Raw genomic sequence first — 24,847 nt, 5'->3', positions numbered from 1 at the left:
CCGGATTGCGCGGAGCCTGTCATCGGGCGGCCGGCCCGTTACCCCATCTACGAGATCTCCCTAGATCTCCAGCTCCGTGCCGAACTCGATGACCTGTCCGGTCGGGACGCCGAAGAACGCGGCCGAGCGCTCCGCATTGCGTTGCAGGAACGCGAACAGCGACTCTCGCCAGACCCACATGCCCGGAACGTCTTCGCGCGGGATGATCGTCTCGCGGCCAACGTAATAGGTGATGTCGGAGAGGTCGATGCCCGGCAGCTTACCCTGCCGGCAGGCGAGCTTCAGCCCCTCATAGATGGTCGGGTTCTGCATGAAGCCGTAGTGCAGGATCACGCGCGTGATCGCCGGTATGATCTCGATCACCTCGGCGCGTTCCTCGTCGGGGACGTGCGGCACTTCCTCGATCAGCACGGTGACGAGCAGCAGGCGCTCATGCAGGACGCGGTTGTGCTTGACGAATTGCGTCAGCGCCAGCGGCACGCCATTGGGCGCCGAGGCCAGATAGACGGCGGTGCCGGGAAGCCTGGCGCGACACTTGTTGACGGCGGTCTCGATCAGATCTTCCTCCGGCTGGCGCAGCCGAGCGCGGGCGCGCTCGACGAGCTTGACGCCGCTGCGCCAGGTCAGCATCAGGAACGCGACGAAGCCGGCGAGCAGCAGCGGAAACCAGCCGCCCTCGAACAACTTGATCGAATTGGCCGCAAAGAAGATCGTATCGATCGCGAAAAAGAAGCCGTTGACCGCGACCACGAGCCAGGGCGAATAGCCCCACTGGATCGCGACCAGCGCCGCGAGCAGCGTCGTGATCGCCATCAAGAGCGACACCGCGATGCCGTAGGCGCCGGCGAGCGCGTCCGAGGTGCCGAAGGCGAGCACCGCGCCGAGCGTTGCGGCGGCAAGCAGCCAGTTCACCAGCGGCACATAGATCTGTCCGATCGCTTCGCTCTGAGTGTGGCGGATCTGCATGCGCGGCAGGAAGCCGAGCTGGATCGATTGCTGGGTCAGCGAGAACACGCCGGAGATGATCGCCTGCGAGGCGATCACGGTCGCAACCGCGGAGAAGGCGACCATCGGATAGTGCAGCCAGTCCGGGCAGAGCTGGAAGAAGGGATTGTCGATCTGGCTGGGATCGCTGATCAGCAGCGCGGCCTGACCGAAATAATTGAGCACCAAGGCCGGCAGGCAGATTGCGAACCAGGCCAGCCGGATCGGCAAGCGCCCGAAATGCCCCATGTCGGCGTACATCGCCTCACCGCCGGTCACCGCCAGGAAGGCCGCGCCGAGGATCGCGAAGGAGACGTGGAAATCCTGGTGGATCAGGAATTCGAAGGCATAGAGCGGGCTCAGCGCGGCAAGCACCGCAGGCGCCTTGACGATGCCGTGGATGCCGAGCGCTGCGAGCACACCGAACCAGGCCAGCATGACCGGACCGAAGATCCGGCCGATGAAGCCGGTGCCCTGCTTCTGCATCATGAAGAGACCGATCAGGATGGCGATCGTGATGGGCACCACCACCGGTGCGAGCGATGGCGCATCCACTTTCAGGCCTTCGATGGCGCTCAGGACCGAGATCGCAGGCGTGATCGCGCCGTCGCCATAGAGCAGGGCGGCGCCGACCAGGCCGACCACCAGGAGGTGCGCGCGCCAGGTGCCTGGCTGGGCTTGACGAGCATGCAGCAGTGCCAGCAGCGCCACGATGCCGCCTTCGCCGCGGTTATCGGCGCGCAGAATCAGCAGCGCATATTTCAGCGAGATGATCAGCAGCAGCGCCCAAAGGATGAGGGACGCAACGCCGAGCACGGCGTCTGGGGTCACCGTCTGACCATGGGCGGCCGCCTTGGCGGCTTCCTTCAGGGCATAAAGAGGGCTGGTTCCGATATCGCCATAGACGACCCCAAGGGCGCCCATGGTCATGGCAAGCGGCAATGGATTGGGATGGTGGCCGGTAGCGACAGCAGGCGTACTTGACAATGGAAACCCCCTCATGGCGACGCGCCCGCCGGCTTATCCGGGGGCGCGGTCGTCAACTCAGTCTGCGACGAGACGTCGCAAATTTCCATGGGGTTTGATGGGGTTTGTCTGACGCCTGATGACGTCGGATTAGGCAGCCTGGTCTACGGCGTCCGGTCGGCGGTCACCAGGCGTGCCTCACGGACGTTCGCCTTGGTGCCGGCGCGGCGCAGACACGAGGCTTCGAAGTTCGGCCACGCCTGCTGCGAGCAATCCTTACCGATGACGCGGATATCCAGCCGGTCACCCTTGGCAAGGGGTTGCGGCACGCTGGCTTCGACAGTCGGCGCAAAGCCGGGCAGGATGGTGAGGGCTGCCGCAACACACGCAGCCACAGTGATCGCTGAAAGAGCCTTGATCATAGACGGTCCCCTGTGATGCGGCCGCTGCGCCCATTTCGCTGCGGCCCGTCATTTCGTTGGGCGGAGTAGTAACCATGGCCAGTTTCCGGACGTCTTCGCGGATGCGGAAAATGGTTTCGTTCGCCATCCGTTTTGTTTCGTCGCTATCCCAAGGACGAAACAGTTCAGGGAATTCCGACAGGTTTAAGTAGCAAAAACGGGCAGGGAACCGGGCTGGCTTGCCGGGCAGGGCATAGCGCGGTAGGAGGAGGCCATGCCGCGTATCGCCTTTTATCCGGGTTCCTTCGATCCCATCACCAACGGCCATCTGGACGTGATCCGGCATGCCGTTCCCCTGTGCGACCGGCTGGTCGTCGCGATTGGCGTGCACCCCGGCAAGAAGCCGCTGTTCTCGGCGGAGGAGCGGCTGAAGATGCTCCACGACATCTGCGGGCCGATCGCCGCCCAGGCCGGCTGCGCCTTTGAAGCCACGACCTTCGACGACCTGACCGTCAGCGCGGCGCGCAAGCATGGCGCGGCCATCATGATCAGGGGTCTTCGAGACAGCACCGACCTCGACTACGAGATGCAGCTCGCTGGCATGAATGAGGCCATGGCGCCGGAGGTGCACACCGTCTTCCTGCCGGCCTCGCCCATGGTCCGCCCGATCACCGCCACACTGGTACGTCAGATCGCCAGCATGGGTGGGGATGTCTCGGCGTTCGTGCCGCCGCTCGTCGCAAGCCTGCTCAAGGCAAAATTCGCCGGCTAACGGCGCGCATTTCATCTCATCTGATCCGGAGTTTTCATGATCCGTCGTCTCGCAATCCTTGCCACGATTTTTGCCGCGCTGATCGGCATGGCCCCTGCGGTCGCTCAGACCCTACCGGCGGGCCTCGACAAGGCCAACGCGCTCGTCATCGACACCACCAAGGGCCGCATCGTCATCAAGCTGCGCACCGATCTGGCGCCCCAGCATGCCGAGCGGCTGAAGCAGCTTGCGCGCGAGGGCTTCTACAACAACGTGCCGTTTCACCGCGTGATGGACGGCTTCATGGCGCAGACCGGCGACGGCCAGAACGGCAACGGCACTGGCGGCTCGAAATATCCGAACCTGAAGCAGGAATTCTCGAAGGTGCATTTCGCGCGTGGCATCGTCGGCATGGCCCGCCGCGGCGACAGCGTCGACAGCGCCAATTCGCAATTCTTCATCATGTTCACGGACGCGCCGAGCCTCGATGGCCAGTACACCGTGATCGGCGAGGTCGTGCAGGGCATGGACGTCGTCGACAAGCTGAAGAAGGCTTCACCCGGATCCGCGAGCGGCACCGTCACCGATCCCGACAAGATGGTGAAGGTGCAGGTCGCCTCCGACATCAAATAGGAGAGGCGATGAGGCGCCGCGGCGAAAAGCTCCTCGTAGCTGCTGCGGTGCTCCTGCTCGGCCTGAGCGCCGCATCGGCGCAAGGAGAGCAGGTCAACACCCTCCACGACCTCTTCGTGCGACTGCACAGTTGCTGGAAGCCGCCGCCACCCGCCAACGCTCGCCCCATCGACATCACTGTCGTCGTGAGCTTTAACCGCGCCGGAGAGATTCTGGGCCATCCGAGGATTACCTACGAGTCCAAGGATGCCACCGACAATGACCGGCTGCAGTACCGGATCGCGGTGATGGAGGCATTGCAACGCTGCTCGCCGATGCCATTTACCGAAGCGATGGCCGGCGCCGCTGCGGGGCGACCAGTCGCGGTCCAGTTCCACGGCCGGAAGACTTCACCCCCAACCCAAGAGAGAAAAGCATGAGCGTCACCGAAAATACCCTGATCCTCGAGACCACACAGGGCCCCGTCACGATCGAGATGCGGCCCGACCTCGCGCCTGGCCATGTTGCGCGCATCAAGGAACTGGTGCGCGAGGGCTTCTACGACGGTATCGTGTTCCATCGCGTGATCGACGGCTTCATGGCGCAGACCGGCTGCCCGCACGGCACCGGCACCGGCGGCTCAGGCAAGAAACTGAAGGCCGAGTTCAACAAGGAGCCGCACGTGCGCGGCACCGCCTCAATGGCCCGCGCCGCCAGCCCCGATTCCGGCGACAGCCAGTTCTTCATCTGCTTCGACGACGCCCGCTTCCTCGACAACCAGTACACCGTGTGGGGCAAGGTCACCGCGGGCATGGAGAACGTCGACAAGATCAAGCGCGGCGAGCCGGTGCAAAACCCGGACAAGATCGTCAAGGCGCGGATGGCGGCGGACAAGGAGTAGACGTTGACCCTCATGGTGAGGAGCCTGCGTAGCAGGACGTCTCGAACCATGAAGGCCGATATGCTTGAGAAGGGCCTTCATCCTTCGAGACGCGCGTTCCGCGCTCCTCAGGATGAGGGGCTGGCGTACGTCGCTGAGCTGTATGCGCACCGATCTCTTCGATTTTGACCTGCCCGCCGAGCGCATTGCGCTGCGCCCGGCGCATCCGCGCGACTCCGCGAAGATGCTGGTCGTGGAGGGCGGCGCGCTGCGCGATCAAATCGTCTCGGACCTGCCGCAATGGCTGCGGCCCGGCGACCAACTCGTCGTCAACGACACCAAGGTGATCGCGGCGCAGCTCAAGGGCCGCCGCATCGGCCGCGAGACCGAGCCGAAGATCGAGGCGACGCTGATCAAGCGGCTCGACGCCTCGCGTTGGCAGGCGCTGGTGAAGCCCGCGAAAAAGCTCATGGCCGGTGACCACATCCGCTTCGGCAACGAGGGCAAGGTCTGCCTGCTCGGCCATCTCGATGCCGAGGTCGAAGCCAAGGGCGCTGAAGGCGAGGTGACGCTGTCGTTCTCCTTTCACGGGCCTACACTGGACCAGGCGATCGCTGATCTCGGCAGCCCGCCCCTGCCGCCCTACATCGCCTCGAAGCGCATGCCGGACGAGCAGGATCTGGCCGACTACCAAACGATGTTCGCGGCGAATGAAGGCGCGGTCGCGGCGCCCACCGCCGGCCTGCATTTCACGCCGGCGCTGGAGCAGGCGTTGCGCGCGCGCGGCGTCGGCATCAATCGTGTGACGTTGCATGTCGGTGCGGGAACGTTTCTGCCGGTGAAGGTGGACGACACCGAAGGTCACAAGATGCACGCCGAATGGGGGACAATCTCGGCCGAAACGGCGGATGTGCTGAATACGGCGCGCCGCAATGGCGGCCGCATCATCGCTGTTGGTACCACCTCGCTGCGGCTCCTGGAAAGCGCGGCTGACGAGGACGGTATGATCCAGCCGTTCGCCGCCGACACCGCGATCTTCATCACGCCTGGCTATCGCTTCCGCGCGGTCGATGTCTTGCTGACCAATTTCCACCTGCCGCGCTCGACCCTGTTCATGCTGGTGTCGGCTTTTTCAGGGTTTGAGACGATGAAGGCAGCCTACGCACATGCGATTGCGGAACGCTATCGGTTCTATTCGTATGGCGATGCGTGCCTGCTGTTTCGGGCGCGGGAGTAGCCGCACGTTGGCGGGTGGGCAAAGCGAAGCGTGCCCACCATCTTGCATCAAAGATGGGAAAGAAGTGGTGGGCACGGCGCTTGCGCGCCTTTGCCCACTCTACAACTTCCTCGCTACGCCATTACGCGCTGCGGCAACAGCTCCGCGATCTGCACGGCGTTGAGCGCCGCGCCCTTGAGGAGCTGATCCGCCGCCACGAACATCGAGATCGAATGCCCCGAAGGATCGCTGAGATCCTTGCGGATGCGGCCGACGAGGACGTCGTCCTGGCCCGAGGCGTCGATCGGCATCGGGAAGTAGTTCTTGGCGCGGTCGTCGACGACCTTCACGCCGGGCGCCTGGGCCATGATCGCGCGGACCTGGTCCTCGGTGATCGGCTTCTCGCATTCGAAGGTGATGGCCTCGCAATGGGCGCGCAGCACCGGCACGCGCACGCAGGTAACGCCGACGGCGATCTTCTCGTCTTCGAAGATCTTGCGGGTCTCCTTGATGACCTTGGTCTCTTCGTCGTTGTAGCCGGTTTCGGGATCGACAGCGGTGTTATGGTTGAACAGATTGAAGGCGTAGGGGTGAGGCATCACCTTGGGCGTATAGATCTGCCCGTTGAGATTGGCGCGGGTGGATTCGACGAGTTCCTCCATCGCGGCGGCGCCGGCGCCGCTGGCGGCCTGGTAGGTCGAAATGATCACGCGCTTGATGCGGTTCTTCTGGTGGATCGGCCAGAGCGGCACCAGCGCGGTGATCGCCGCGCAGTTCGGGTTGGCGATGATGCCCTTGTGATCCCTGATGCGGTTTGCGTTGATCTCGGGGATCACCAGCGGAACGTTCGGATCCATGCGGAAGGCGGAGGAGTTGTCGACGACGACGGCGCCGGCCTTCACCGCGATCGGCGCGTACTTCTTCGAGATGCTGCCGCCGGCGGAGAACAGCGCGATGTTGACGCCGTCGAAGGAGTGCTCATTGAGCTCCTCGATCACGACCGGCTGGCCGCGGAACGATACCGTCTTGCCGGCGGAGCGGGCGCTGGCCAGCGCCTTCAGCTTGCCGACGCGGAAACCACGCTTGTCCATGGTGGCGATGAATTCGGCGCCCACCGCACCGGTGACGCCGACAATCGCGACGACGGGATCGTTACTCACATTCTCCTCCATTGAGCTATAGACAACAAAAAAGCCCCGGACCATCGAGGGCGGGGCTTCGGTAGAGCTGATGCGTAAAGTCGACGACTACGCGCGCACGCCTCCCCGGGCCCCGAAGGCCGTGGTGGTTTTCGTCGTGCGTTTCGTCGCGGTCATCATGGCGGCGACTTATGCGGGAGAGTTTTGCCGTCGTCAACGGCTTTTCGCCCCCGTCCGGGCTGTCACGGAGCGGGCGCCTCGTATTACCGCCGGCTCGCGGCGCCGGGCGGCTCGAGGATGACCTCCTTGAGGTCGTTGCCGCTCATGACGACGATTGCGAAATTGAGCCGGCCGCGTTCGCGGACCAGCCCGCCGCTGATCGCCTTGCCCGACGCCGCGTGCTCGGCCACACGCACGGCATCGGCCAGACGGTGCTGGATGGTCTTGAGGGTGGCGAGGTTGCTGCGCTCATCGCCATCGAACTCGTCGAGCGGTGAGGCGGCGGCGCCGCCGACGATCTTGCCGGTTGTGGCGTCGATCGCGTGTTGCCAGACGCGGTCATTGTGCAGGGTCTTCACCCGGTAGACCGGCGAGACGGCGGCGCCGTCGAAACTGACGTCGGCGGTCGTCGAGCCCGGATGCTGTGCCTCGGCGATCGCCATCGCCTGCCTCAGCGAGATCGCAGAGCCGCGGAACAGCGCGAGCTCGCGTTCGACCGCCCGCTGGTCCAGGGCGGCGCTGTCGTCGGCCTCGCTCCGGAGCGAGACCGGCGCGTCGGTCGACGCCGCGATCGCATAGACCGGAGCGGGGAGCAGGACCGCCAACAGGGCGAGCATGAGCAGTGGTTTCCAGCGTTTCGAAGTGCGCATCGGTGCCGTCATCGTCTTCACCCGTGCGGAGGTGCAGGAAAGAGGTGCGAGAAAGGGCGCGGCCGGCCGGGGCAACTGGCCGGCCGCGGAGCGTTGCAACAGCATAGGGTTGTTGCAGCGATCAAAGTCTTAAGAACGGTGCGGGCCTGCCAGGGGCTAGGAAGGCATCGGCCAGTACCTTGCTTATAAACTAAACCATACCGTATCGTTTTGTTCTGGGCAAGGCGCAATTCGTCGCGCGGCGGGGCTAACGTGTCGATGTCACGAACTTGTCAGCGCGGCGGGCGCCGCCGAATCGCGCCCTTGGGCGTGGTCTGGACCCGGTCTGGTGGTCCGAGCGCGCCGGCCAAAAACAGCCGGATCGCCGAGCGCATGCGCTTTTCGGCCGATTTCATCTCCAGCGGTGCGCCGAACGTCGCCATCCGGTGGGTATGGCCGACGACGACGTCGAGAAAAACCTCGGCCGCGATACCGGTATCCTCGAGGTCCATCGCGCCCTGCGCGACCAGATGATCGAAGAATCGCGCCGTCGTGGAGACGGCCTTCATCCAGCCTTCCTCCTTGCCGAGCTTGGCGATGTCGGGGAAGTTGATGGCCTGTGACGTCATCATGCGGCTGAAGGCGACGGCGTCGGGACCGCAGGTGAACATCAGCATCTCGCGCCCGACCTCGACCAGGCGCTGCTCGACCGAAATGTCCGAGGGACGCGTGAGCTGCACCTCGGCGGCTTCGGCAAGTGGCGCCAGCCAGCGCGCGATCTCTCGCCTCAGGACCTCGGCAAACAATCCCCGCTTGTCGCCGTAGCGCGCATAGACGGTGGGCTTGCTGACCCGGGCCGCTTCGGCCACGGCATCGAGCGAGGTCGCATCATAGCCGCGATCGAGGAACAGGCGCGTGGCGACCTCGATCAGCCGCTGGTCGCGCTCGATGGCGGCGCTCTTGGTCGGCCGGCCGCCGCGCGATTTCGGGAACTCCCGTTTCGCCGCTCTCGGCTTGATCGCAGTCAATCCCATGCCCCATGATTCCTGCGCGGTCGCGATGGTCGTCATCGCTCTATAACGCGCAGGAAGGGGGACGTCATTGCGAATCTGCCCGAATCGGCCGCATCATCAACGCTCTCGGCAAGGCGCCGCTCCGCGGAGGCTCCTGCGATCTTAGGGAAGCGTCGAGCTCCAGGCACGGCCGGCAGCCGCCTTCTCGTACCCGTACCGATAGAGCGCGCACATATAGGCGGTGTCGAACCCTTGCGAGGGCGGCGACGGATAATCGCGCTCGATATAGGACAGGTGGAAGCCGAGGTGATTGCGGCGCGCGAAATCGTAGGTCGAGAAGATCATCGAACGCGTCTGCGACTGGGTGATGGAGGATAGACTGCGCGAGGCGACCTCGATCGTGCCGTGCTCTGCCGATCCCGCCGTCGAACAGGATCGATCCGGTCAAGAATGAAGGGAAGGCATTCGCCGTCAGTCACTACATACGCACGCGCCGCCGGCGTCGTCGCCCGCGGCATTCCCACCTGCCCCCAGTACTAAAACTATACGGTATCGTTTTATTTAACAAGTGGGACGCTGGGGTTGCGTGGGTGGCTCAATGATGGTCGGGGCAAAGGCATCGGCCGGGTGCAAGTCCAGGCCCACACGAACGGTTGATCCGCACCCGCGGGCACGCAATAAGCAGCGCCATGAATCTTCCTGGTCGTACGGCTCTTCCCAATCATTTCGAACTGCTCGCAACCGATGGCAATGCGCGCACCGGCCGCCTGACCACGCCGCACGGCGTGGTGCGCACGCCCGCCTTCATGCCGGTCGGCACCGCCGGCGCCATGAAGGGCATGCATTGGCGCGAGGTGCGTGAGGCCGGCGCCGACATCGTGCTTGGCAACACCTACCACCTGATGCTGCGGCCCGGCGCGGAACGCATCGCGGCGCTCGGCGGCTTGCAGAAGTTCACCGGCTGGAACGGCCCGATGCTGACGGATTCCGGCGGCTTCCAGGTGATGTCACTATCGGACCTGCGCAAGGTGAGCGAGAAGGCCGTCACCTTCCGCTCGCATATCGACGGCACCAAGGTTGAATTGTCGCCCGAGCGTTCGATCGAGGTGCAGCGCTATCTCGGCTCCGACATCGCCATGCAGATGGACGAATGCGTGCGGTTGCCGGCCGAGCGCGACGACATCGAGCGCGCGATGTGGTTGTCCCTGCGCTGGGCGGAGCGGAGCAAGCGCGCCTTCGAGAGCGCGCCCGAGGGCTACATGCTGTTCGGCATCGTGCAGGGCGGCGACGTTCCGTCGCTGCGACACGCGAGCGCGGAAGGTTTGGTTGAGATCGGCTTTCACGGTTACGCGATCGGCGGGCTCGCGGTTGGTGAGCCACAGGATGTGATGCTGGCGATGATCGACGAGACGGAACCTCGGCTGCCAGCCGATCGGCCACGCTATTTGATGGGCGTCGGCACGCCCGATGATCTTCTCGAAGCCGTGAAGCGCGGCATCGACATGTTCGATTGCGTGATGCCGACACGCAATGGCCGCCACGGCGTCGCCTTCACGCGTTTCGGCCAGGTAAACCTGCGCAATGCGCGCCATGCCGACGATCCGCGGCCGCTCGACGAGGAGAGCGGATGGGCGTCGTCGCGCAACTACGCGCGCGCCTATCTTCACCATCTCGTCAAGTCGGGCGAGACGCTCGGCGCCATGCTGCTGTCAGATATCAATATCGCCTACTACCAGTCCCTGATGCAGGGCATCAGGGACGCGATCGCCCACGGCAAGTTCGAAGAATTCTATCAGCGTACGCGCGAGGACTGGGCGAAGGGCGACATCGCCCCACGCTAGGCGTCAATTGCAAGTGAACCGTTTGACCGAATGCCTGGTCACGAAGCCGTAGCCACAGGTGTCACAGGTCCAGAGATAGCTGATCATGTGATCGGAGACATAGGCGGAGGCTTCGGCGGCGACCATGGAGTCGGCGCAGACCGGACAGGTGGGCAACTCGCTGCAACGTGGATCGCGGTTACGAGCGACGGTCGACAGGGCTTCAGCAACTGCTGACATCGTGGGACCTCCCTGCTGTTGGACGTAAGTCTAACATAAGCAGAGTTCGTTGACGAGATCGCAACACAAATGCGTTGGCTTTCCGATATTTAACATTTGAGATATTTTGCGACGCAGCGGATTTGGCGTGGGTCGCATTGTTGCTAGAGTGTCGTCACACGCTGTCACCAACCGAACAAGACCGCAATTCACGCGCATATTGTCGCCACAGGGAGTTGATCATGGACGCATCGTCCACCACGAGTGCAGTGCACTCTGCCGGCCGCGGCCGGGTTTATGACTCGATCGTCGATGCTTTCGGCGACACGCCGACCGTGCGGCTGCGCAGGTTGCCGGGCCTGCAAGGGGTGAACGCGACCATCCTCGCCAAGCTCGAATATTTCAATCCGGCCGCCAGCGTGAAGGACCGCATCGGTGCGGCGATGATCATCGCCATGGAGAAAGCGGGCCATATCAAGTCGGACACAGTGCTGATCGAGCCAACCTCGGGCAATACCGGGATCGCGCTCGCCTTCGTCGCCGCCTCGCGTGGCTACCGGCTGAAGCTCGTGATGCCGGAATCGATGTCGATCGAGCGGCGCAAGATGCTGGCCTTTCTCGGCGCCGAGCTGGTGCTGACGCCGGCAGCCCAGGGTATGAAGGGCGCGATCGCGGCCGCAGAAGAGCTGTTGAAGACGACGCCGAACTCGGTGATGCCGCAGCAATTCAAGAACCTCGCCAATCCCGAGGTGCACCGCCGCACGACCGCTGAGGAGATCTGGAACGACACCGGCGGCAACATCGATTTCTTCGTCGCCGGTGTCGGCACCGGCGGCACCATCACGGGTGTCGGCCAGGTGCTCAAGCCCCGCCAGCCGTCCTTGCGGGTCGTGGCGGTCGAGCCGGAGGAGAGCCCGGTGCTGTCAGGTGGTCAGCACACCCCACACAAGATCCAGGGCATCGGCGCGGGCTTCATTCCCGACATTCTCGATCGCTCGGTGATCGACGAGATCGTGAAGGTCAACTCGACGACCGCGATCGAAACCTCGCGTGCGCTGGCGCGGCATGAGGGCATCCCGGGCGGCATCTCCGCAGGCGCAGCGATTGCAGCCGCGCTCCAGATCGGCAAGCGGCCGGAAGCTGCAGGAAAAACCATCCTGGCGGTGGTGCCGTCGTTCTCCGAGCGCTATCTTTCGACCGCTCTGTTTGAGGGAATTTAGCACATGGCGGATCAACCGAGGCGCCCGCGGACCCTGGGCGATGCCAGGACGGAGGCCGAAGCCGCGTTCAAGAAGGTGACCACCAAGGTCGCCGAGGCCCCGCCGAAGAAGAACGTGGCGCCAGGCATCAAGGAGCAGGTCACGCTGCGCATCGATCAGGACGTGCTGGAATTCTTCCAGCAAGGCGGTCCCGGCTGGCAAGACCGCATCAACGAGGCGCTGCGTAAGGCGGCGGGGAAGTAGTTGTCGCTCCTCATGGTGAGGGCAATCAGAAAAAAGCCCGGCGGGAGCCGGGCTTTTTGTTGTCGCTGCTCTGGAACTGCGGCTTGAGCTGCGGCTTGGCGCCTTACCGCCGCAACATGCCGCCCACCACGCCGCCCATGACACCGCCGATGAAGGCAGCGCCGGCGGCGTCGCCCCCGCCGCTGCGCTGGGCCGGCGCCGGAGCAGGCGCGCTGGCAGTGTTGCTGGGGGTGCGACGCGGAGGCTGTTGGCCGGAGCTGCCGCTACTGGCGGTCGGGACGGTCGTCGCGATGATCTCGGAGAGCAGGGCCTTGTGCTGGAGCTTGTTGAGGTAGCCGGAGACCGGATAGCCGCGCGCCGCCTGCCAGCGCTTGATCACGCTACGGGTCCCGTCATCGAACATCCCGGTCACTTTGGTGTCGAAACCAAGCCCGGTCAGCCGGCGTTGAACGTCGCGACGCATACCCTTGTCGAGCCCGATCTGGTCCTCGGTGAGCTGGCTTGCCTCATCCGTGAAGGTCGCGGGATCGACGCCGCCATTGAGATTGCGGGTTGTCGTCGACGGTCCGCTCTTGATGGCCGCCAGCCGCGCCAGCGCCAGGGCCTTGAACTGGCCGTTCGGGTAGGCCGAGAGATAGGCGTTGAGCTCTTCCGGCTTGTTGGATTCCTTCACCGAGCGCCAGTACTCGACCTCGACGTTGGCTGCGTCCGAATTGCCGCTTGCAGCGGTGGGAGCTGTACCCGTCGCGGTCGGCGCCGCGTTGGCCACCTGCTGGCCCTGCTGCGCTGGATTGAGATAGACGGCGCCGATCAGGTTGGTGTGGCCCCAGGGAAGCTGACCCTTGTGGGTCTCCTCGTTGACCTGGGCGCGCACAGACGTCATCGCCTGCTGGATCTCGACGCCGGGCTTGGTGATGTTGTCGATCAGCGCGCGGGTGAACGGGCTGTTGTTGCCCTCTTGGCCGTCGAGCGCGGTCTGGCCGGGACCGGTGGCGAACGCGATCAGCGTGCCTTCACCGGACTTCATCTCGGCAAGGCCGCTTTGCACGTTGACGCTGCGGGTGGCGGAGTTCGACTTGATCTTGGCGGCAAAGGGATTGTCGCGACAGGCGTCGAGGAACACCAGCTTGACCTTGGCATCGCCCATGGTCTGGTCGAGTGTCAGATCGATGTTGATGGCGGCGCCGAGCTTGACGTCCATCTCCGACTTGATGTCGGCATCGACCGGCAGGAGGTAGTTGGTGCCGCCAACGGCAATGCCGTGACCGGCGTAATAGAATACAGCGATGTCGGAGCCCTGCGCCTTGCGCCCGAAGTCCAGCAGCTTTTCGGTCATCTGGTCGCGGCTGAGGTTGGACCCCTCGATTACCTCGAAGCCGACGTTGCGCAGCGTCGCCGCCATCGCCCTGGCGTCAATCGGCGGATTCGGCAATTGCGCGACGTTCTTGTAGGCGCCGTTGCCGACCACGAAGGCGACTCGACGGTCGGCCTTCGCGGCGCTGACCGACAACGCCATGCAGATCAGGGAAAGGAGGATGGTGAGGTAGCGCATCTGAAATCCCCAACAGTATCGAATTCGAAGCAGCAACGAGGTGGGCCGAACTTACACGAAAACGCCGTGCGTCAGCACCCACAGCGCCCAACCCTTGCTGATAGCCGAGTATGCCCCGAAAGGCCGCCCCTTCAGCGTGATCCAGGTCACGCTTTGCTACTCGCATTGGTCGCGAGCCCCATCGAATTGGTTCACTGCGCGCGGACGGGAGCCTGCGCCGGCTTCAAATTCAGAAGGTTGCCCAGCAGGATCAGCACGGCGCCGAACACCGTCCATGCGTCGAGCTGCTCTGAATACAGCAACCAGCCGGCAGTCGCGGTCAGGGGAACCCGCAGGAAATCCATCGGCACGACGATGGTGGCGTCGGCGTAGCGCATCGCGCTGGCGAGGCAGTAATGCGCGAAGGTGCCGCAGATGGCGACCACCATCACCCAGCCCCAGAGATGCGTTGGCGGCCAGGCCCAGACATAGAGCGCCGGAAAGAAGCCCGCGACCGCCTGCACGACGATCATCCAGAACAGGATCGATAGCGCGCTCTCAGTGCGCGCCAGCGACTTCACCAGCACCATCGACACGCCAAAACCCATGGCTGCGCCGAGCGCGATCAACTGGCCGGGATTGATCTCGCCCGCGGCCGGCCGGACGATGATGATCACGCCGACGAGGCCAAGCACGACGGCGGCAATCTTCCACGTCGTCATGCGCTCGGACAGGAAGCTTGCAGCCAGCATCGCGGTCCAGATCGGCATGGTGAACTCGATCGCTACCACCTGGCCGATCGGGATCAGCGTCAGCGCGAAGAACCAGCCGAGCTGCGAGACGTAGTGGATCAGGTTGCGCACGATGTGCTGGGGCAGGCGAACGGTCTTGAGCGTCGCAAAGCCGCCGGCGCGATAGATGATCGGATAGAGCAAGACGAAACCGATCAGCGAGCGCACTTCCATGAGTTGGAAGACGTTCATCTGCCGCGCCGCCTCGCGTCCGGCGACCGCCATGACCAGCGTCAGTGACAGCCAGCCGGCCATCCACAGCGCGGCCATCGGTTTGGACGGGGTGTTGCTCATCGGCGCGGAAGCAGGAGAGGGAAGGAGAGAGGGCAGGCCGGTATCGGCGACCAGGCGCAAGTTTGCAACGGCCAAATCTGTCGATGCAGCGTTGCACGTCTGCGCGGGATAGGCTGCCGTGCCCCGATGCCATTCCGGCGCGATGCGGGGCGAAGGTCGCGCGCCGAAGGCATAAAAAGCGATCCGGCGGGGTCGCCGGATCACGTGTCGAAACGAGATCGAAGCTAAAGCATGATCCAGAAGAGTGGGACGCGGTTTTCCCTCGCGACAAACGCGGAACGCGCTTGCGCGGAGATCATGCGCAAACAACAATCTTTAGCGCGCCAGCGAGATGTTGGCGCCGCGGAATTGGCTGTCGGCCCGCAGCGTGACCGTCTGCCTGTTGCCGCTGGTGCGCAGCACGATGTTGGCGTTGAAGCCTGCGGTCATGGCAACCACCTCGAAGGTTCCGCCGCCGCCGCGGCCCTGAAGCGCGCCGCTGATGTTGCGGCTGGCTTCGCTCCAACTGCCGGTGATGGCACTGCCTTCCGCACGGACACTTGCGGAGAGGTTGAACTTGTAGGCGTCGCTGGCGCAGGTCAGCACCATCTCCATGATGGGACCAGCGGGCGCATATTTGGCGCGGCAACGGATGCGTTCGGTCGAACCGTCGTCGAGGATGACGGTGCCGCCGCCACTCCAGCTGCCGGCGAGGGCCGCGAACGGACCGGACTGCGCCTTGCTTTCCGAATTTGCGACTGAGGCCACAAACAAAACGGCGGCCGCAACGAGCAGCCGCCGGTTCATGTGCCGAGCCTCGGTCGGTTTATTGGCGCGATGCTTCCCACCGCCCGCTGCACGGTATGCCTGCTGATGCTCCATTCCACTTTCCCGATCCGGCGTTGCCGCTGAGTTGACCGTTGGCATATGCACCATTGATCGAAACTTTCACAAGGCCTTCCCGGCCGATGGTGCCGGAAACGTTAGCGCCGGGCGCCGTGATTCGGCCGTCGGAAACCGTCAGCATGGAGCTTGCGGTCGGCTCGCAGGAGCCGCTCTTGGTCACGATGGTGACCTGCCAGTTGCCGTCATAGGGGTTTTGGGCGAACGCGGGCGCAGCGAGCGAACCGGCGGCAATCGCGGCGGTAAAAATCAACGCAATGCGATCAAAACGCATGAATTTCTGTCCCTGCCTATGTCTGAGATGCTGACGCTTATTCGGGGGAAATGTGACAGAAATTTGCTGCAACGCCAAAGTGAAAATTGTTCCTGTGGAAACAATGGTTTATTTGTCTGTTCTCGCCCGTTTTGGCGTGGAATCGGCTGGATTCGCGACGTTAAGAATGAATCTGCCGCGGGCTTACGACAGGCTCGGCGCGGCGGTCGCGAACTGCTCGTCCTGCGGCTTTGCCGGCAGCGCCTTGTGGACCTTGATGTAGTCGATGATTTCCGCAAGCAGCTTCAGGCCGAGCGGGGCCAGCGCCCGCTCCCAAAGATCGCGCGCCGTCTCGCCCTTCTTGACGAAGCACCAGTCCTGGGCGGCGATCGCGCCGGCGTCCATGCGGTCGGCGAGGTGGTAGATCGTGCCGCCGGCGATCGGGTCGCCCTCCTTGATGGTCCACTCCACGGCGGCCTTGCCGCGGTGACGCGGCAACAGCGATGGGTGGTAGCCGATGCCGCCGAGCCTCGAGACGGCGAGCGCCTCCCTGGAGACGCGGGCGTGGCTGTGCGCCGTGATGATCAGGTCGGTCTTCGGCGCGATCTCGAAGGCGGCCACCAGCTTTGGGTTGGCCTGGACCACCACCTCGATGCCGGCCGAGCGGGCGGTCGTGGCGAGGCGGTCCGCGCCATCGGCGACCACGACCCGCGCGATGTCCACGCTGTGCTCCCGGAGCATGTTCAGGGTGATCACGCCGAAATGACGGGAGCCGATCAAGGTGATGCGCATGGAAGTCTCGGTTCCGTGTCGAGAGCTGGCTGGGTTATCTCCGGATAACACGCCATAAGGCTCTGTCACCCCCCGCGAGCCCTTTGCGCCGGTTATCAACAATGCGCAGGATGCACGCCTGTCGAACCGGCGTCCGTTCGTCGCGTCAACGACCCGGGCAACGCAAACGGGGGGATCGCCGTGTCGAAATGGCCGAGATTGATGCTGATAAGCGGAATTGCGTCGGTCGTGCTCATCTATGAAATCACCAGGCGACCGAAGCGCCGAGCCAAGCGCTGGCCGTGCTGCAATATGGGCTGCTGGCCTGCGGCCTGATCGGCCTGGTCGGTTCGTTCCTGATGCACGCTCAGGAAAAGTGACAGCCGGCGCGAGGAGTGACCCGGGGATTCGACCCTGCAGTGTTCCGTTGTGGACAGAACGAGGCGCCAGCCTGCTTCTAGGATCGCCTTGCCGGGGCTGGCAGACGTTTCATCCCGCATCCGTTTTCGAACCCGGCCGGCCGCTGGTGATATTTGCCAGCGGCCTTTTCATGTCCGCATCATCGCGATGTCGTGCAAAAAGAGCGCCGGACGAGCAGGGCAGTAACGGGTTCTCAACGGGCCTAGCGTATCGACGAATCTGTCGCGGATTTGTATTGCGTACCGCGACACTAGAGTTGGCCCGCCGGTGTGCAAACCCGGCGCGGCCTGTCCTTTCCTGGAATCACTGGATGCCTAGTGCGATTGAGCAGATCGTCGATGCCTATGTCAGGCTGAAGAACCGCCGTGGCCTCGACGCACTGATGATGCACCGACAGCGATTGGCGATCGATCTGAAGAGCCGCTCCGGCTACGATTTCAGCCTGCCTATCAATCAGGTCGACGAGGAGATCGCGATCATCGAGGCCGGTCTGAGCCGGCTGAAATCGCCCAATCCGCCTGCGGCCTGAGCGCCCGCCAAGCTTAGTCGGCCTTGCCGCCGTCGATGACCGTGAACAGCGGCCGCGCCTTGGTCGGCTCGACCAGGAGCTCATCGACCATCGCACTCGCAGCCTCGACGTATTTCCTGGTCGGCTTGTCGAGGGGCCGCAGCGCCTCGTCGTCGAGCGCGACCTTCGCCGCTTCAACCAGCTTGCGCATGCGCGCCGCGTGATCGTCGCCGGCCGTGAGCGTCGCCCGCGCCAGCGAGCGCAGCACGAACAGCTCGCCCTCGAGCCTGAGTAGACGGTCGTTGAGTTTGGCGAGGACGGCGTTGAGATCCGGCATGGCGGCCTAAGGCGGAGTGGGCGAACGGCACCCGATCTAACCGCTTAGGGGTGAATGGACTGCAAACGGCGCCGCGCGAATTGGCGCAACCATCACAAACCGGTCGGCATCCGGATCAGCAGGGTGACTGCTACAACCAGCAGGCAGAAGCTGCTCGACAGGACGAACAGGAAGAAATCGTCCGCTGAAAATTCGCTGTCGCGTCTGCGCCGGTCGGGATCAATCGACATCCAGTTGGCCCTGCAAAGCTTCTGAGATCGGCCCGCCGTCTCAACGGGCCGCGTGGGGATTTCGTTCCGCGGGAACCCGCAACGCGTGAGAGGACCTTCAGGGTCCCTCGTTGTGGTCCCGGCCGCTGTCCTCGAGCAGATTGAGCGCGGTGTCGACCTGCTCGATGAGGCGTTCGATCTGATCGCGCTCATGCGGGCCCGGTTCGCCCTTGAGCCGCTCCAGCAGCTCCTGCTTGCGTGCGAGTAGGTTTGCCATGGTGCTCATTGCAACCTGACAAGCCGCTCGACCGCGCAAGGTTCCCCAACCTCCGGTGCATGGACGTCCGAGGATATGCCGCCCCGAAGCTGCCGAGCTCGGCGCGTCGCGTTGTCAACGCCAGCGCCGCCGGGCGGGATCATTGCCGTCGTGTCTACTAGCGCACGCCGGCCCAGCGCCGGCCGAACACCGGCGGTTTCGCCTTGATGGCCTCCCAGCGGAAGAAATGATGATTGCCGGACCAGGTATGGACCACCGCGTTGCAGACGCTGCAGTTGAAACTGCCGGCGTGCCTCGACTCGTGCTCTTCCCTGGTCGCGGTGTAGTTCATGCTGCAGCTCGGGCAGGAGAATTCTTCGATCGTCCAGACGGTATTGGCCATGGCAAAGCAACGTGTTTGATGTGACCGATCCAGTGTAGGTTTCGAGCGCTTGCGCTCGCGTAAACCGATTGGCGCAAATCCGGTTAACGGCGGTTAGGCAAATCCGCCTTGCCGACCTGCGGTCCGGCGCTTGAACCACTCGGCCCCGAGCCCGGAAAGGCCGTGCTGCCCTGGCTCAACAGAGGTCACGGCCAGCCGCAGTGATCGGGGAACGTACCCCAACCGAGCTCTCCGACGTCACGCCGCACAGCTAGGTCGTCTTGACGCCCGATCCGCGGCTGGCAATAAGGCGAGGGCCTGCCCCCGCACGCCAATCGCGGCGGTCGATGGCGCCGGAAGTCGCGTTATGTCGCAAGGAAAGCTGCGCCCGTGAAAACCCTCCGCCAGTTCCTGACGGGAGAGGATATCGTCCAGCTTCTGATCCGGCTCGGCCTGCTCGCGCTCCTGATCATCTGGACGTTCGTCATCATCCGGCCCTTCGTGCCGATCCTGACCTGGAGCGCCGTGCTGGCGGTCGCGTTCTATCCGGCCTTCAGCTGGCTCGCCAAGCTGCTTGGCGGCCGTCCCAGAACGGCCGCGGCCATCCTCACCTTGATGACGCTCGGCATCGTCATCGGGCCCGCGACCTGGTTGGGGCTGAGTGCGGTCGAGGGGGCGAGGGAGCTCGCGCGCCAGCTCGGCACCGGCGACCTCGCACTTCAGTCGGCGCCGGAGCAGATCAAGTCCTGGCCGGTCATCGGCCCCCAGCTCTACGAGCTCTGGGAGCAGGCCTACAACAACATCCGAGCCGTGCTGCGCGAGGCGGCGCCGTATCTTCAGCCGCTGGCGGGACCGCTGCTGTCACTCGCCGGCGATGCCAGTGTCGGGACGCTGCAGTTTCTGGTCTCGGTCTTCGTCGCCGGCTTCCTGTTTCCTCACGGGCCTCGGCTGGTCGCCGCCGGCCGTGGCTTTTTGTTTCGCATCGTGCCCGAGCAAAGCGAGCATTTCCTGGAGCTCGCGGGTGCGACCATCCGAGCCGTGTCGCAAGGGGTGATCGGCGTCGCGATCGTTCAGGCGTTGCTCGCCGGTGTCGGCTTCAAGCTCGCGAGCGTGCCGAGCGCCGGCCTGCTCGCGTTCATCGTGCTGCTGCTGTCGATCGTGCAGATCGGCGCCTTCCTCGTCCTCCTGCCCGTGATCATCTGGATCTGGACCGCAAAGGACGTCACCACGGCGCTGCTGCTGACCGTGTTCCTCGTCGTCGTCGGCTTCATCGACACTATGTTGAAGCCGCTGGTGATGGGTCGCGGGCTCAACACACCGACCATCGTGATTTTCGTCGGCGTGATCGGTGGCACGCTTGCGCACGGTATCGTCGGCCTCTTCATCGGGCCGATCGTGCTGTCGGTAGCGTGGGAATTGGCGATGGCGTGGATCAGCACGGACCGGGCGGATGCTCCAAGCGGAGGATGATCAGCGTTTCGGTCTGGCCGCGGCGCGCCGGTGACGGCGCCAAAAAAGAAACGCATCCTCGTCGAGGGATTGCGGCCTGTATCAGTCGGACACGCCTGGGTTCTTGTGTGCGCTGCTTTGCTGGAAATGTTCCACGCCACTAACGCCGATTTCAACCCAGGCATGTTTCGACTGTTCGAACACCGATCTGACCGGAGCCGGATAATTTGCGTCCGCGATCGCGCCGACGGCAACGCCGATGAACGCAGGAAGATTGCCGGACTTCCAGTAAACCGTTGAGCCGCAGTCCGTACAGAAATAGCTCTGGACCTTCCCGCCGCTTGCGGCGGCGCGCGTGAACTCCTTCGGCGTACCCGACACGATGACGGCATCGGCGGAATAGAACGCACCGACACCGAACGGCGCACCGGTTCGCCGCTGGCAATCGATGCAGTGGCAGGCGACGATGAGCGGGGATGGTCCGGGAAGCGACAGCGTCACGGCACCGCAACTGCATCGGGCAGTGGTCATCGGGATCTCCTGTCCTCTTACTTTCTTGAGCTCCGAGGCTGAGCGTTAAGACTTCCGCACGAGAATGCCGGGATGATTTGAAGCAGGGGCTGGCACGCGAGACGACAGAGCCCGAGGTAGATCGTTACGGCGCCAGGGCCATTGCCGGCGCAACGCAAACGGAAAGAACAGGGGCCGTACAAGGGTCGGAGGCCAGTTTTTCAATGCCAGCGGTGCGCCCGAGGTTGTTGCACACGCTCCTGCGGCACGTCCTGCTGCTAGAATAGCAGGCGCCGGTTTACTTTACATATCACGTTCGACCGGCCGGACGCGGACGCCAGGCATTGCTCTCTCGTCTCGTAAGAGCAGTCGCCGGAATAGCCGAGCTCCCCACCATAGACGCACCAGGGGTAATCATACGAAACGGGAGTAGCGGACCCTGCGAGAGCGGCCGTCCCGGCTGCCAGCAAGGCGAATATGATGAGCATCGTGCGCATGATCATATTTCCTGTCGCGATACTAAAGGTTAGAACGGCTAACGCGGTGTTCTAGGGGACGCGTCGGTAAGTCCGGTGGTGAGCAGGATTGTCTGAGCGACCGGGGCGAATTGCGCTTTTCTGCAACCCGCCCGCCGAGCCAACTCCGGCCCTGGGTGGTCCGCCGGCTCCGGCTCCCGGATCGATGCTATCAGAGCCTCCCCCCATTCCGCCGGCTTGAGCATATGCGAAGTCCATCGGTGCGCCCGCCAACAAGGTGACCGCCAGAAGTGAGAACATCACCCTCCGCATTTCAGTCTCCTCGTTTTGTAAGGGCGGTGCGCCCAAAAGCGCTCAAGACCTGGCTACCGCTTTTTCGCGTGATCTTGTGCTAGCCTGATGTGATCGGGTGACGGGCTTACGGACTGTCATCCGGTATTTCTGAAATGGAAATACTTGAGCCATAGTGCCCCGCCTTCGGACGACATCTCAAAGTACGTTGGGCATGGCTACTTTCACCCACCGTTCTTCCCATTGACTCGGAGGCGGGTCTTTTTCCTTCATCGGTAACGCATCGCGCCTGCAGCGGCAGGCCGCGCGGATCGTCGCCATCCCATGGCGAGGATGTCGAACGCACAGAACTGTACCTCTTGATCGTGCTTGCGGCCGTGCAGGGCGTTGAAGACGGGAACGCCGTCGACGCCGAGGATCACGGCCTCGCCATCGTGGATCCAGTCCGGCCGCGATGGGACCTGCTTGCCGGCGGTCACCAGGCAGAGCCCGTACGCAATACGCATTCGGCAAAAGTTGGTATGCCCCGCGCGGAATGCGAACTCTAAGGAGGTACCTCTTGCTCGCCAAAGCGACCAGGAATAAGCGGCAAAGGGCTGTGTTCGTTCTGATGCTTCGGTCCTGCCTGACACCATGACCGAAGGCGGGTGTGAACTCCTACGGCCCCAGCTTCTCCGAGGCTGGGGTCGCTTTGCTTCCGGGTCTAAGTCCCTGCGGCGTGTCCCCTTCAAAAATCGGCCTCAACTCAAGGCTGGTAGAGCTGAGGCCAAGTTGCTGGCTGACGAGGCTAATCACCAGTCCAGGCACGTTAACATGCACTGGAGGCGGCCCTGGACGCCATGGGACAACTGATCTACCTCGGATTTTCCGCAGTGTTCTGATTGGTCTCAGCGAATAACCGAGCTCGCTCCATCGCAGCCGAGCGCGCGAATAACTGGGTATATTGCCACCTGTTCCCCGGGAACTGTTCGGAAGCGAACATTCGACGCTTCCGCGCCCGGTTAGGGGTAGATTTGCCGAAGCGCGGAGTCTTCCACGTTTAGCCCAAAGGACCGCTGGGAATATCGGGGTGCGACGCCTGATGCCAGCGGCTCCTAGGGTTCGGCGCCTCCGAGCAGCCGTACAATCCGCCAAGTGAGACGGCCTTTAGTGCATGAAATAGACGCTCGTAATCGCAATCGTGGCGAGCACCGAGCCACCGCCGACGGCGAGACAGATCCGAGCCGGGATTGAATAGGGATCTTCGCTCACGATGCGCGCCCTCCCTTGTGTAGGCGGGAGCGCAATCGGTCTCTCAGCCACCGACGCAATCGGTCTCTCAGCCACCGACGCCTACGGGCTGGGCCTCGGCCGGTGATCAGGCGCAACCGAGCAATGTTGGATTGGTTCCATTTGCTAACATCGTGCGTAAGGGCGGCGACTCTGCGAGATCGAAACGTCACAGCAGGCTCGGCAACAACAAGATTATCAAGAGCGCCAACGCAAAATCCAGCGCGACCGCGAAGCTCACGCCGTCCGCGACGGTCGATAGTGCTCGCATCATGACCGACGTCTTTGGCTGGTTTTCCGATGGCCGACCAGTTTGTGGGGCACTCGGTCCCGGCAGCGGAAGATACGGCGCATATGCCAAAATCTCGGCGCGTCGTCTGCGGGAGATCACGCCTCGGGTCCCATAGCCTACGGCAAACCCCAATCCGATGGCCGCGAACAGAATGGCCAAGCCGAGCATGTCATTAGCCTGTGTTAGCGCGGCCCCGCCTCCCGGTGGCTTTAGGGCAGTGCAGAGAAGGCGGGACCGGGCCTTGGGCCATGACGTTGCCCGCACGACAAGTCGAGCGGGGATCAGTCGTTCCAACAGGGCCAGCCGGGCGTCGCAGACAGTGAACCTGTCGCGCGCGGGTTGCCGAGGGGATTTCTCCCAACGCGATAGGAATTTGCCGGGTACTTTGCGAATCCGATTTACCTATGCAGGTGCTGGGGCCATCGGTAAGGCGCACTATCAAGGTCCGCCCCGCCTCGACACCGGCGCGGACAGCGGCCAGCTGGATCATTTCCTTCTCGCGTTCGGTGCGCAGCCGTGCCAGCGCGATACTGGCTTAGGAAGATGCTCAAGGAACGGTCTGGGCTGTCGCGAGTTGAATGATCGTCCAACGCGCGCACAAGGGAGTGCGTGTCATGCACCTTCAGACATTCAGGGACGACCGCCGCTCCAGACACTTCGACTTGATCGGTGGAAAAGGACACCCCTGGTCAATTGACCTAGTCACGGTAACGGCTGCGGGCATCCTAGCAGTAGGCTTCGCGTGCGCGCTCGTGGCCCTATGGGTCCGCTAGCGCCAAGAAACACAAAATCCACCGCGCGACAGTGTCACGGGTGGCGGGCAGGTTATCGTCGTGTCCGGGTGGTCACCGGGGGCGTTGCCGTGTCCCTTGCAAGCCTCGCATTCCAAGCCAAGATGAATAAGCGCGTTCCAAGCCAAGATGAATAAGCGCGAGCCGCTGCAGTCACCGGTGCTTACCTCGGCGACGACCGGGCGGCCGACGGTTCGTTGATGACAAGATGCGACGCCCGGTCGCTAGCAGCCTCTACGGATGGGCCGCGTCTAGCTGCTTCCGCATGCGGTCCCGGTGCGCCAGGTGCCAGACTTGTAGCTCGCAATAGTTATCGAGCAAAGCGAATGCGAGGCTTGTGTTGTGACCGGCACACGCTAGCTCATCGATGATTTGGACCTGCCGGGCAATATGCCGCTCACCGAGCGCAACGTGCTGCTCGGCTTCCGCCAAGTGTTGGCGCACCATGGGAAGGTCCATTGTGAGAGGCCGAGGCGGGGACCCAATCACATTTTCGCCCAGGCCGCCGGTTCAATGCGGCGGGTCCTTCCTTCGGCTTTGGCTGTCGGCGAGTGACTGAGGTGGTTTTCAGGTTGAGGCTTTTCCGGCGTCACCGGTCGAACTGGCCGCGCAAATCTGGCAGCCCATCGCTTTTCGGCTTTCCTTTCAAGGTCCCGAGGAGCGGTGCACATGACCCGTACACTCTTGGGTTCACGATCCTGCCCTTGCTACTGCCGACTTAACGCGCCGCTGGTCCGAAGGTTCTTGCAGCACGAGCCCGAAGCCGTTGACCTCCGGCCGGTTCCGGAGTCTGATCCGCGGCCATGGGGCGGGATCAGCAGAT

At 63.6% G+C, this 24,847-nt stretch carries 29 protein-coding genes and 1 pseudogene; 10 read left to right on the top strand and 20 right to left on the bottom strand.

Annotated features, from left to right (window positions below; all coding sequences use genetic code 11):
- Window positions 1–60: 60 nt before the first annotated feature.
- Both QA640_RS24520 and QA640_RS24515 read right to left on the bottom strand, forming a co-directional pair.
- Window positions 61–1,914: a KUP/HAK/KT family potassium transporter gene (locus QA640_RS24520; RefSeq protein ID WP_283042876.1), complete on the bottom strand. Its 1,854-nt coding sequence runs from the start codon at window positions 1,912–1,914 to the stop codon at window positions 61–63.
- Between the two features lie 200 nt (window positions 1,915–2,114).
- A complete protein-coding gene (locus tag QA640_RS24515) occupies window positions 2,115–2,372 on the bottom strand; it encodes a hypothetical protein (RefSeq protein WP_283035507.1) in 258 nt (85 codons plus the stop codon).
- Between the two features lie 253 nt (window positions 2,373–2,625).
- Between QA640_RS24515 and coaD the strand changes: the two genes are divergently transcribed.
- The 5 genes from coaD to queA all read left to right on the top strand — a co-directional run bounded on the left by coaD (window position 2,626) and on the right by queA (window position 5,831).
- Window positions 2,626–3,123, top strand: a complete 498-nt coding sequence (coaD, locus tag QA640_RS24510) for a pantetheine-phosphate adenylyltransferase (protein ID WP_283035506.1) — start codon at window positions 2,626–2,628, stop codon at window positions 3,121–3,123.
- Between the two features lie 36 nt (window positions 3,124–3,159).
- Entirely contained in the window at window positions 3,160–3,735 is a 576-nt protein-coding gene (locus tag QA640_RS24505; RefSeq protein ID WP_283035505.1) for a peptidylprolyl isomerase, read from the top strand.
- 8 nt (window positions 3,736–3,743) lie between these two features.
- Complete coding sequence (locus QA640_RS24500; RefSeq protein WP_283035504.1) at window positions 3,744–4,154, top strand: hypothetical protein; 411 nt, start codon at window positions 3,744–3,746, stop codon at window positions 4,152–4,154.
- On the top strand, window positions 4,151–4,615 hold the full coding sequence (locus QA640_RS24495) for a peptidylprolyl isomerase (RefSeq protein WP_283035503.1): 465 nt from the start codon (window positions 4,151–4,153) through the stop codon (window positions 4,613–4,615). Before QA640_RS24500 ends, QA640_RS24495 begins: the two co-directional genes overlap by 4 nt.
- Window positions 4,616–4,757: 142 nt before the next feature.
- Entirely contained in the window at window positions 4,758–5,831 is a 1,074-nt protein-coding gene (gene queA / locus QA640_RS24490) for a tRNA preQ1(34) S-adenosylmethionine ribosyltransferase-isomerase QueA (RefSeq protein ID WP_283035502.1), read from the top strand.
- 113 nt (window positions 5,832–5,944) lie between these two features.
- Here the strand turns inward: queA and QA640_RS24485 are convergent, their stop codons facing one another.
- The 4 genes and pseudogenes from QA640_RS24485 to QA640_RS24470 form a co-directional block, all read right to left on the bottom strand.
- The gene (locus QA640_RS24485; protein WP_283035501.1) at window positions 5,945–6,982 is read right to left on the bottom strand and encodes an aspartate-semialdehyde dehydrogenase; all 1,038 of its coding nucleotides are present in this window, start codon (window positions 6,980–6,982) and stop codon (window positions 5,945–5,947) included.
- 230 nt (window positions 6,983–7,212) lie between these two features.
- Complete coding sequence (locus QA640_RS24480) at window positions 7,213–7,818, bottom strand: PepSY domain-containing protein (protein ID WP_283042875.1); 606 nt, start codon at window positions 7,816–7,818, stop codon at window positions 7,213–7,215.
- Window positions 7,819–8,090: 272 nt separating this feature from the next.
- Window positions 8,091–8,831, bottom strand: a complete 741-nt coding sequence (locus QA640_RS24475; RefSeq protein ID WP_283042874.1) for a TetR/AcrR family transcriptional regulator — start codon at window positions 8,829–8,831, stop codon at window positions 8,091–8,093.
- A gap of 141 nt (window positions 8,832–8,972) precedes the next feature.
- Window positions 8,973–9,212, bottom strand: a pseudogene (locus QA640_RS24470) (alpha/beta hydrolase); the annotation flags it as partial.
- Between the two features lie 287 nt (window positions 9,213–9,499).
- Between QA640_RS24470 and tgt the strand changes: the two are divergent.
- The gene (tgt, locus tag QA640_RS24465) at window positions 9,500–10,651 is read left to right on the top strand and encodes a tRNA guanosine(34) transglycosylase Tgt (RefSeq protein WP_283035500.1); all 1,152 of its coding nucleotides are present in this window, start codon (window positions 9,500–9,502) and stop codon (window positions 10,649–10,651) included.
- Between the two features lie 3 nt (window positions 10,652–10,654).
- Here tgt and QA640_RS24460 read toward each other — a convergent pair whose 3' ends face one another.
- Window positions 10,655–10,870, bottom strand: coding sequence for a hypothetical protein (locus QA640_RS24460; protein ID WP_283035499.1), 216 nt, complete (start codon window positions 10,868–10,870; stop codon window positions 10,655–10,657).
- A gap of 221 nt (window positions 10,871–11,091) precedes the next feature.
- On the opposite strand from QA640_RS24460, the gene cysK reads away from it, so the two are divergent.
- Both cysK and QA640_RS24450 read left to right on the top strand, forming a co-directional pair.
- Window positions 11,092–12,069, top strand: coding sequence for a cysteine synthase A (gene cysK, locus QA640_RS24455; protein WP_283035498.1), 978 nt, complete (start codon window positions 11,092–11,094; stop codon window positions 12,067–12,069).
- 3 nt (window positions 12,070–12,072) lie between these two features.
- Entirely contained in the window at window positions 12,073–12,312 is a 240-nt protein-coding gene (locus QA640_RS24450) for a BrnA antitoxin family protein (protein WP_283035497.1), read from the top strand.
- Between the two features lie 103 nt (window positions 12,313–12,415).
- Here the strand turns inward: QA640_RS24450 and QA640_RS24445 are convergent, their stop codons facing one another.
- The 5 genes from QA640_RS24445 to QA640_RS24425 all read right to left on the bottom strand — a co-directional run bounded on the left by QA640_RS24445 (window position 12,416) and on the right by QA640_RS24425 (window position 16,855).
- The gene (locus tag QA640_RS24445; protein ID WP_283035496.1) at window positions 12,416–13,864 is read right to left on the bottom strand and encodes a caspase family protein; all 1,449 of its coding nucleotides are present in this window, start codon (window positions 13,862–13,864) and stop codon (window positions 12,416–12,418) included.
- A 191-nt stretch (window positions 13,865–14,055) separates the two neighbouring features.
- Window positions 14,056–14,928, bottom strand: a complete 873-nt coding sequence (locus QA640_RS24440) for a DMT family transporter (RefSeq protein ID WP_283035495.1) — start codon at window positions 14,926–14,928, stop codon at window positions 14,056–14,058.
- Between the two features lie 315 nt (window positions 14,929–15,243).
- The gene (locus QA640_RS24435) at window positions 15,244–15,789 is read right to left on the bottom strand and encodes a hypothetical protein (RefSeq protein WP_283035494.1); all 546 of its coding nucleotides are present in this window, start codon (window positions 15,787–15,789) and stop codon (window positions 15,244–15,246) included.
- Window positions 15,734–16,084: a hypothetical protein gene (locus QA640_RS24430; protein ID WP_283035493.1), complete on the bottom strand. Its 351-nt coding sequence runs from the start codon at window positions 16,082–16,084 to the stop codon at window positions 15,734–15,736. Before QA640_RS24430 ends, QA640_RS24435 begins: the two co-directional genes overlap by 56 nt.
- Window positions 16,085–16,267: 183 nt before the next feature.
- On the bottom strand, window positions 16,268–16,855 hold the full coding sequence (locus tag QA640_RS24425) for a formyltransferase family protein (RefSeq protein ID WP_283035492.1): 588 nt from the start codon (window positions 16,853–16,855) through the stop codon (window positions 16,268–16,270).
- A gap of 709 nt (window positions 16,856–17,564) precedes the next feature.
- Between QA640_RS24425 and QA640_RS24420 the strand changes: the two genes are divergently transcribed.
- Window positions 17,565–17,783 carry a hypothetical protein gene (locus tag QA640_RS24420; protein WP_283035491.1) on the top strand — a complete coding sequence of 73 codons (219 nt, stop codon included), beginning with the start codon at window positions 17,565–17,567 and terminating at the stop codon, window positions 17,781–17,783.
- A gap of 13 nt (window positions 17,784–17,796) precedes the next feature.
- Here the strand turns inward: QA640_RS24420 and QA640_RS24415 are convergent, their stop codons facing one another.
- From QA640_RS24415 to QA640_RS24400, 4 genes are all read right to left on the bottom strand, one after another.
- Window positions 17,797–18,099: a hypothetical protein gene (locus QA640_RS24415; RefSeq protein WP_283035490.1), complete on the bottom strand. Its 303-nt coding sequence runs from the start codon at window positions 18,097–18,099 to the stop codon at window positions 17,797–17,799.
- Between the two features lie 92 nt (window positions 18,100–18,191).
- Window positions 18,192–18,329 carry a hypothetical protein gene (locus QA640_RS24410; RefSeq protein WP_283035489.1) on the bottom strand — a complete coding sequence of 46 codons (138 nt, stop codon included), beginning with the start codon at window positions 18,327–18,329 and terminating at the stop codon, window positions 18,192–18,194.
- A gap of 97 nt (window positions 18,330–18,426) precedes the next feature.
- The gene (locus QA640_RS24405; protein ID WP_283035488.1) at window positions 18,427–18,594 is read right to left on the bottom strand and encodes a hypothetical protein; all 168 of its coding nucleotides are present in this window, start codon (window positions 18,592–18,594) and stop codon (window positions 18,427–18,429) included.
- Between the two features lie 148 nt (window positions 18,595–18,742).
- Window positions 18,743–18,967 carry a hypothetical protein gene (locus QA640_RS24400; protein WP_283035487.1) on the bottom strand — a complete coding sequence of 75 codons (225 nt, stop codon included), beginning with the start codon at window positions 18,965–18,967 and terminating at the stop codon, window positions 18,743–18,745.
- A gap of 369 nt (window positions 18,968–19,336) precedes the next feature.
- On the opposite strand from QA640_RS24400, the gene QA640_RS24395 reads away from it, so the two are divergent.
- Window positions 19,337–20,416: an AI-2E family transporter gene (locus tag QA640_RS24395; RefSeq protein WP_283035486.1), complete on the top strand. Its 1,080-nt coding sequence runs from the start codon at window positions 19,337–19,339 to the stop codon at window positions 20,414–20,416.
- 81 nt (window positions 20,417–20,497) lie between these two features.
- On the opposite strand, the gene QA640_RS24390 is transcribed toward QA640_RS24395, so the two are convergent.
- From QA640_RS24390 to QA640_RS24375, 4 genes are all read right to left on the bottom strand, one after another.
- Window positions 20,498–20,926: a GFA family protein gene (locus tag QA640_RS24390; RefSeq protein ID WP_283035485.1), complete on the bottom strand. Its 429-nt coding sequence runs from the start codon at window positions 20,924–20,926 to the stop codon at window positions 20,498–20,500.
- A 257-nt stretch (window positions 20,927–21,183) separates the two neighbouring features.
- Entirely contained in the window at window positions 21,184–21,393 is a 210-nt protein-coding gene (locus QA640_RS24385; protein WP_283042873.1) for a DUF3551 domain-containing protein, read from the bottom strand.
- 548 nt (window positions 21,394–21,941) lie between these two features.
- On the bottom strand, window positions 21,942–22,178 hold the full coding sequence (locus tag QA640_RS24380; protein WP_283035484.1) for a hypothetical protein: 237 nt from the start codon (window positions 22,176–22,178) through the stop codon (window positions 21,942–21,944).
- Between the two features lie 932 nt (window positions 22,179–23,110).
- Window positions 23,111–23,401: a hypothetical protein gene (locus tag QA640_RS24375; RefSeq protein ID WP_283035483.1), complete on the bottom strand. Its 291-nt coding sequence runs from the start codon at window positions 23,399–23,401 to the stop codon at window positions 23,111–23,113.
- Window positions 23,402–24,847: the final 1,446 nt, after the last annotated feature.

Origin of the sequence: Bradyrhizobium sp. CB82 (assembly GCF_029714405.1) — a bacterium.
Taxonomy (GTDB): domain Bacteria; phylum Pseudomonadota; class Alphaproteobacteria; order Rhizobiales; family Xanthobacteraceae; genus Bradyrhizobium.
This window is presented reverse-complemented; position numbering and strand designations above follow the sequence as displayed.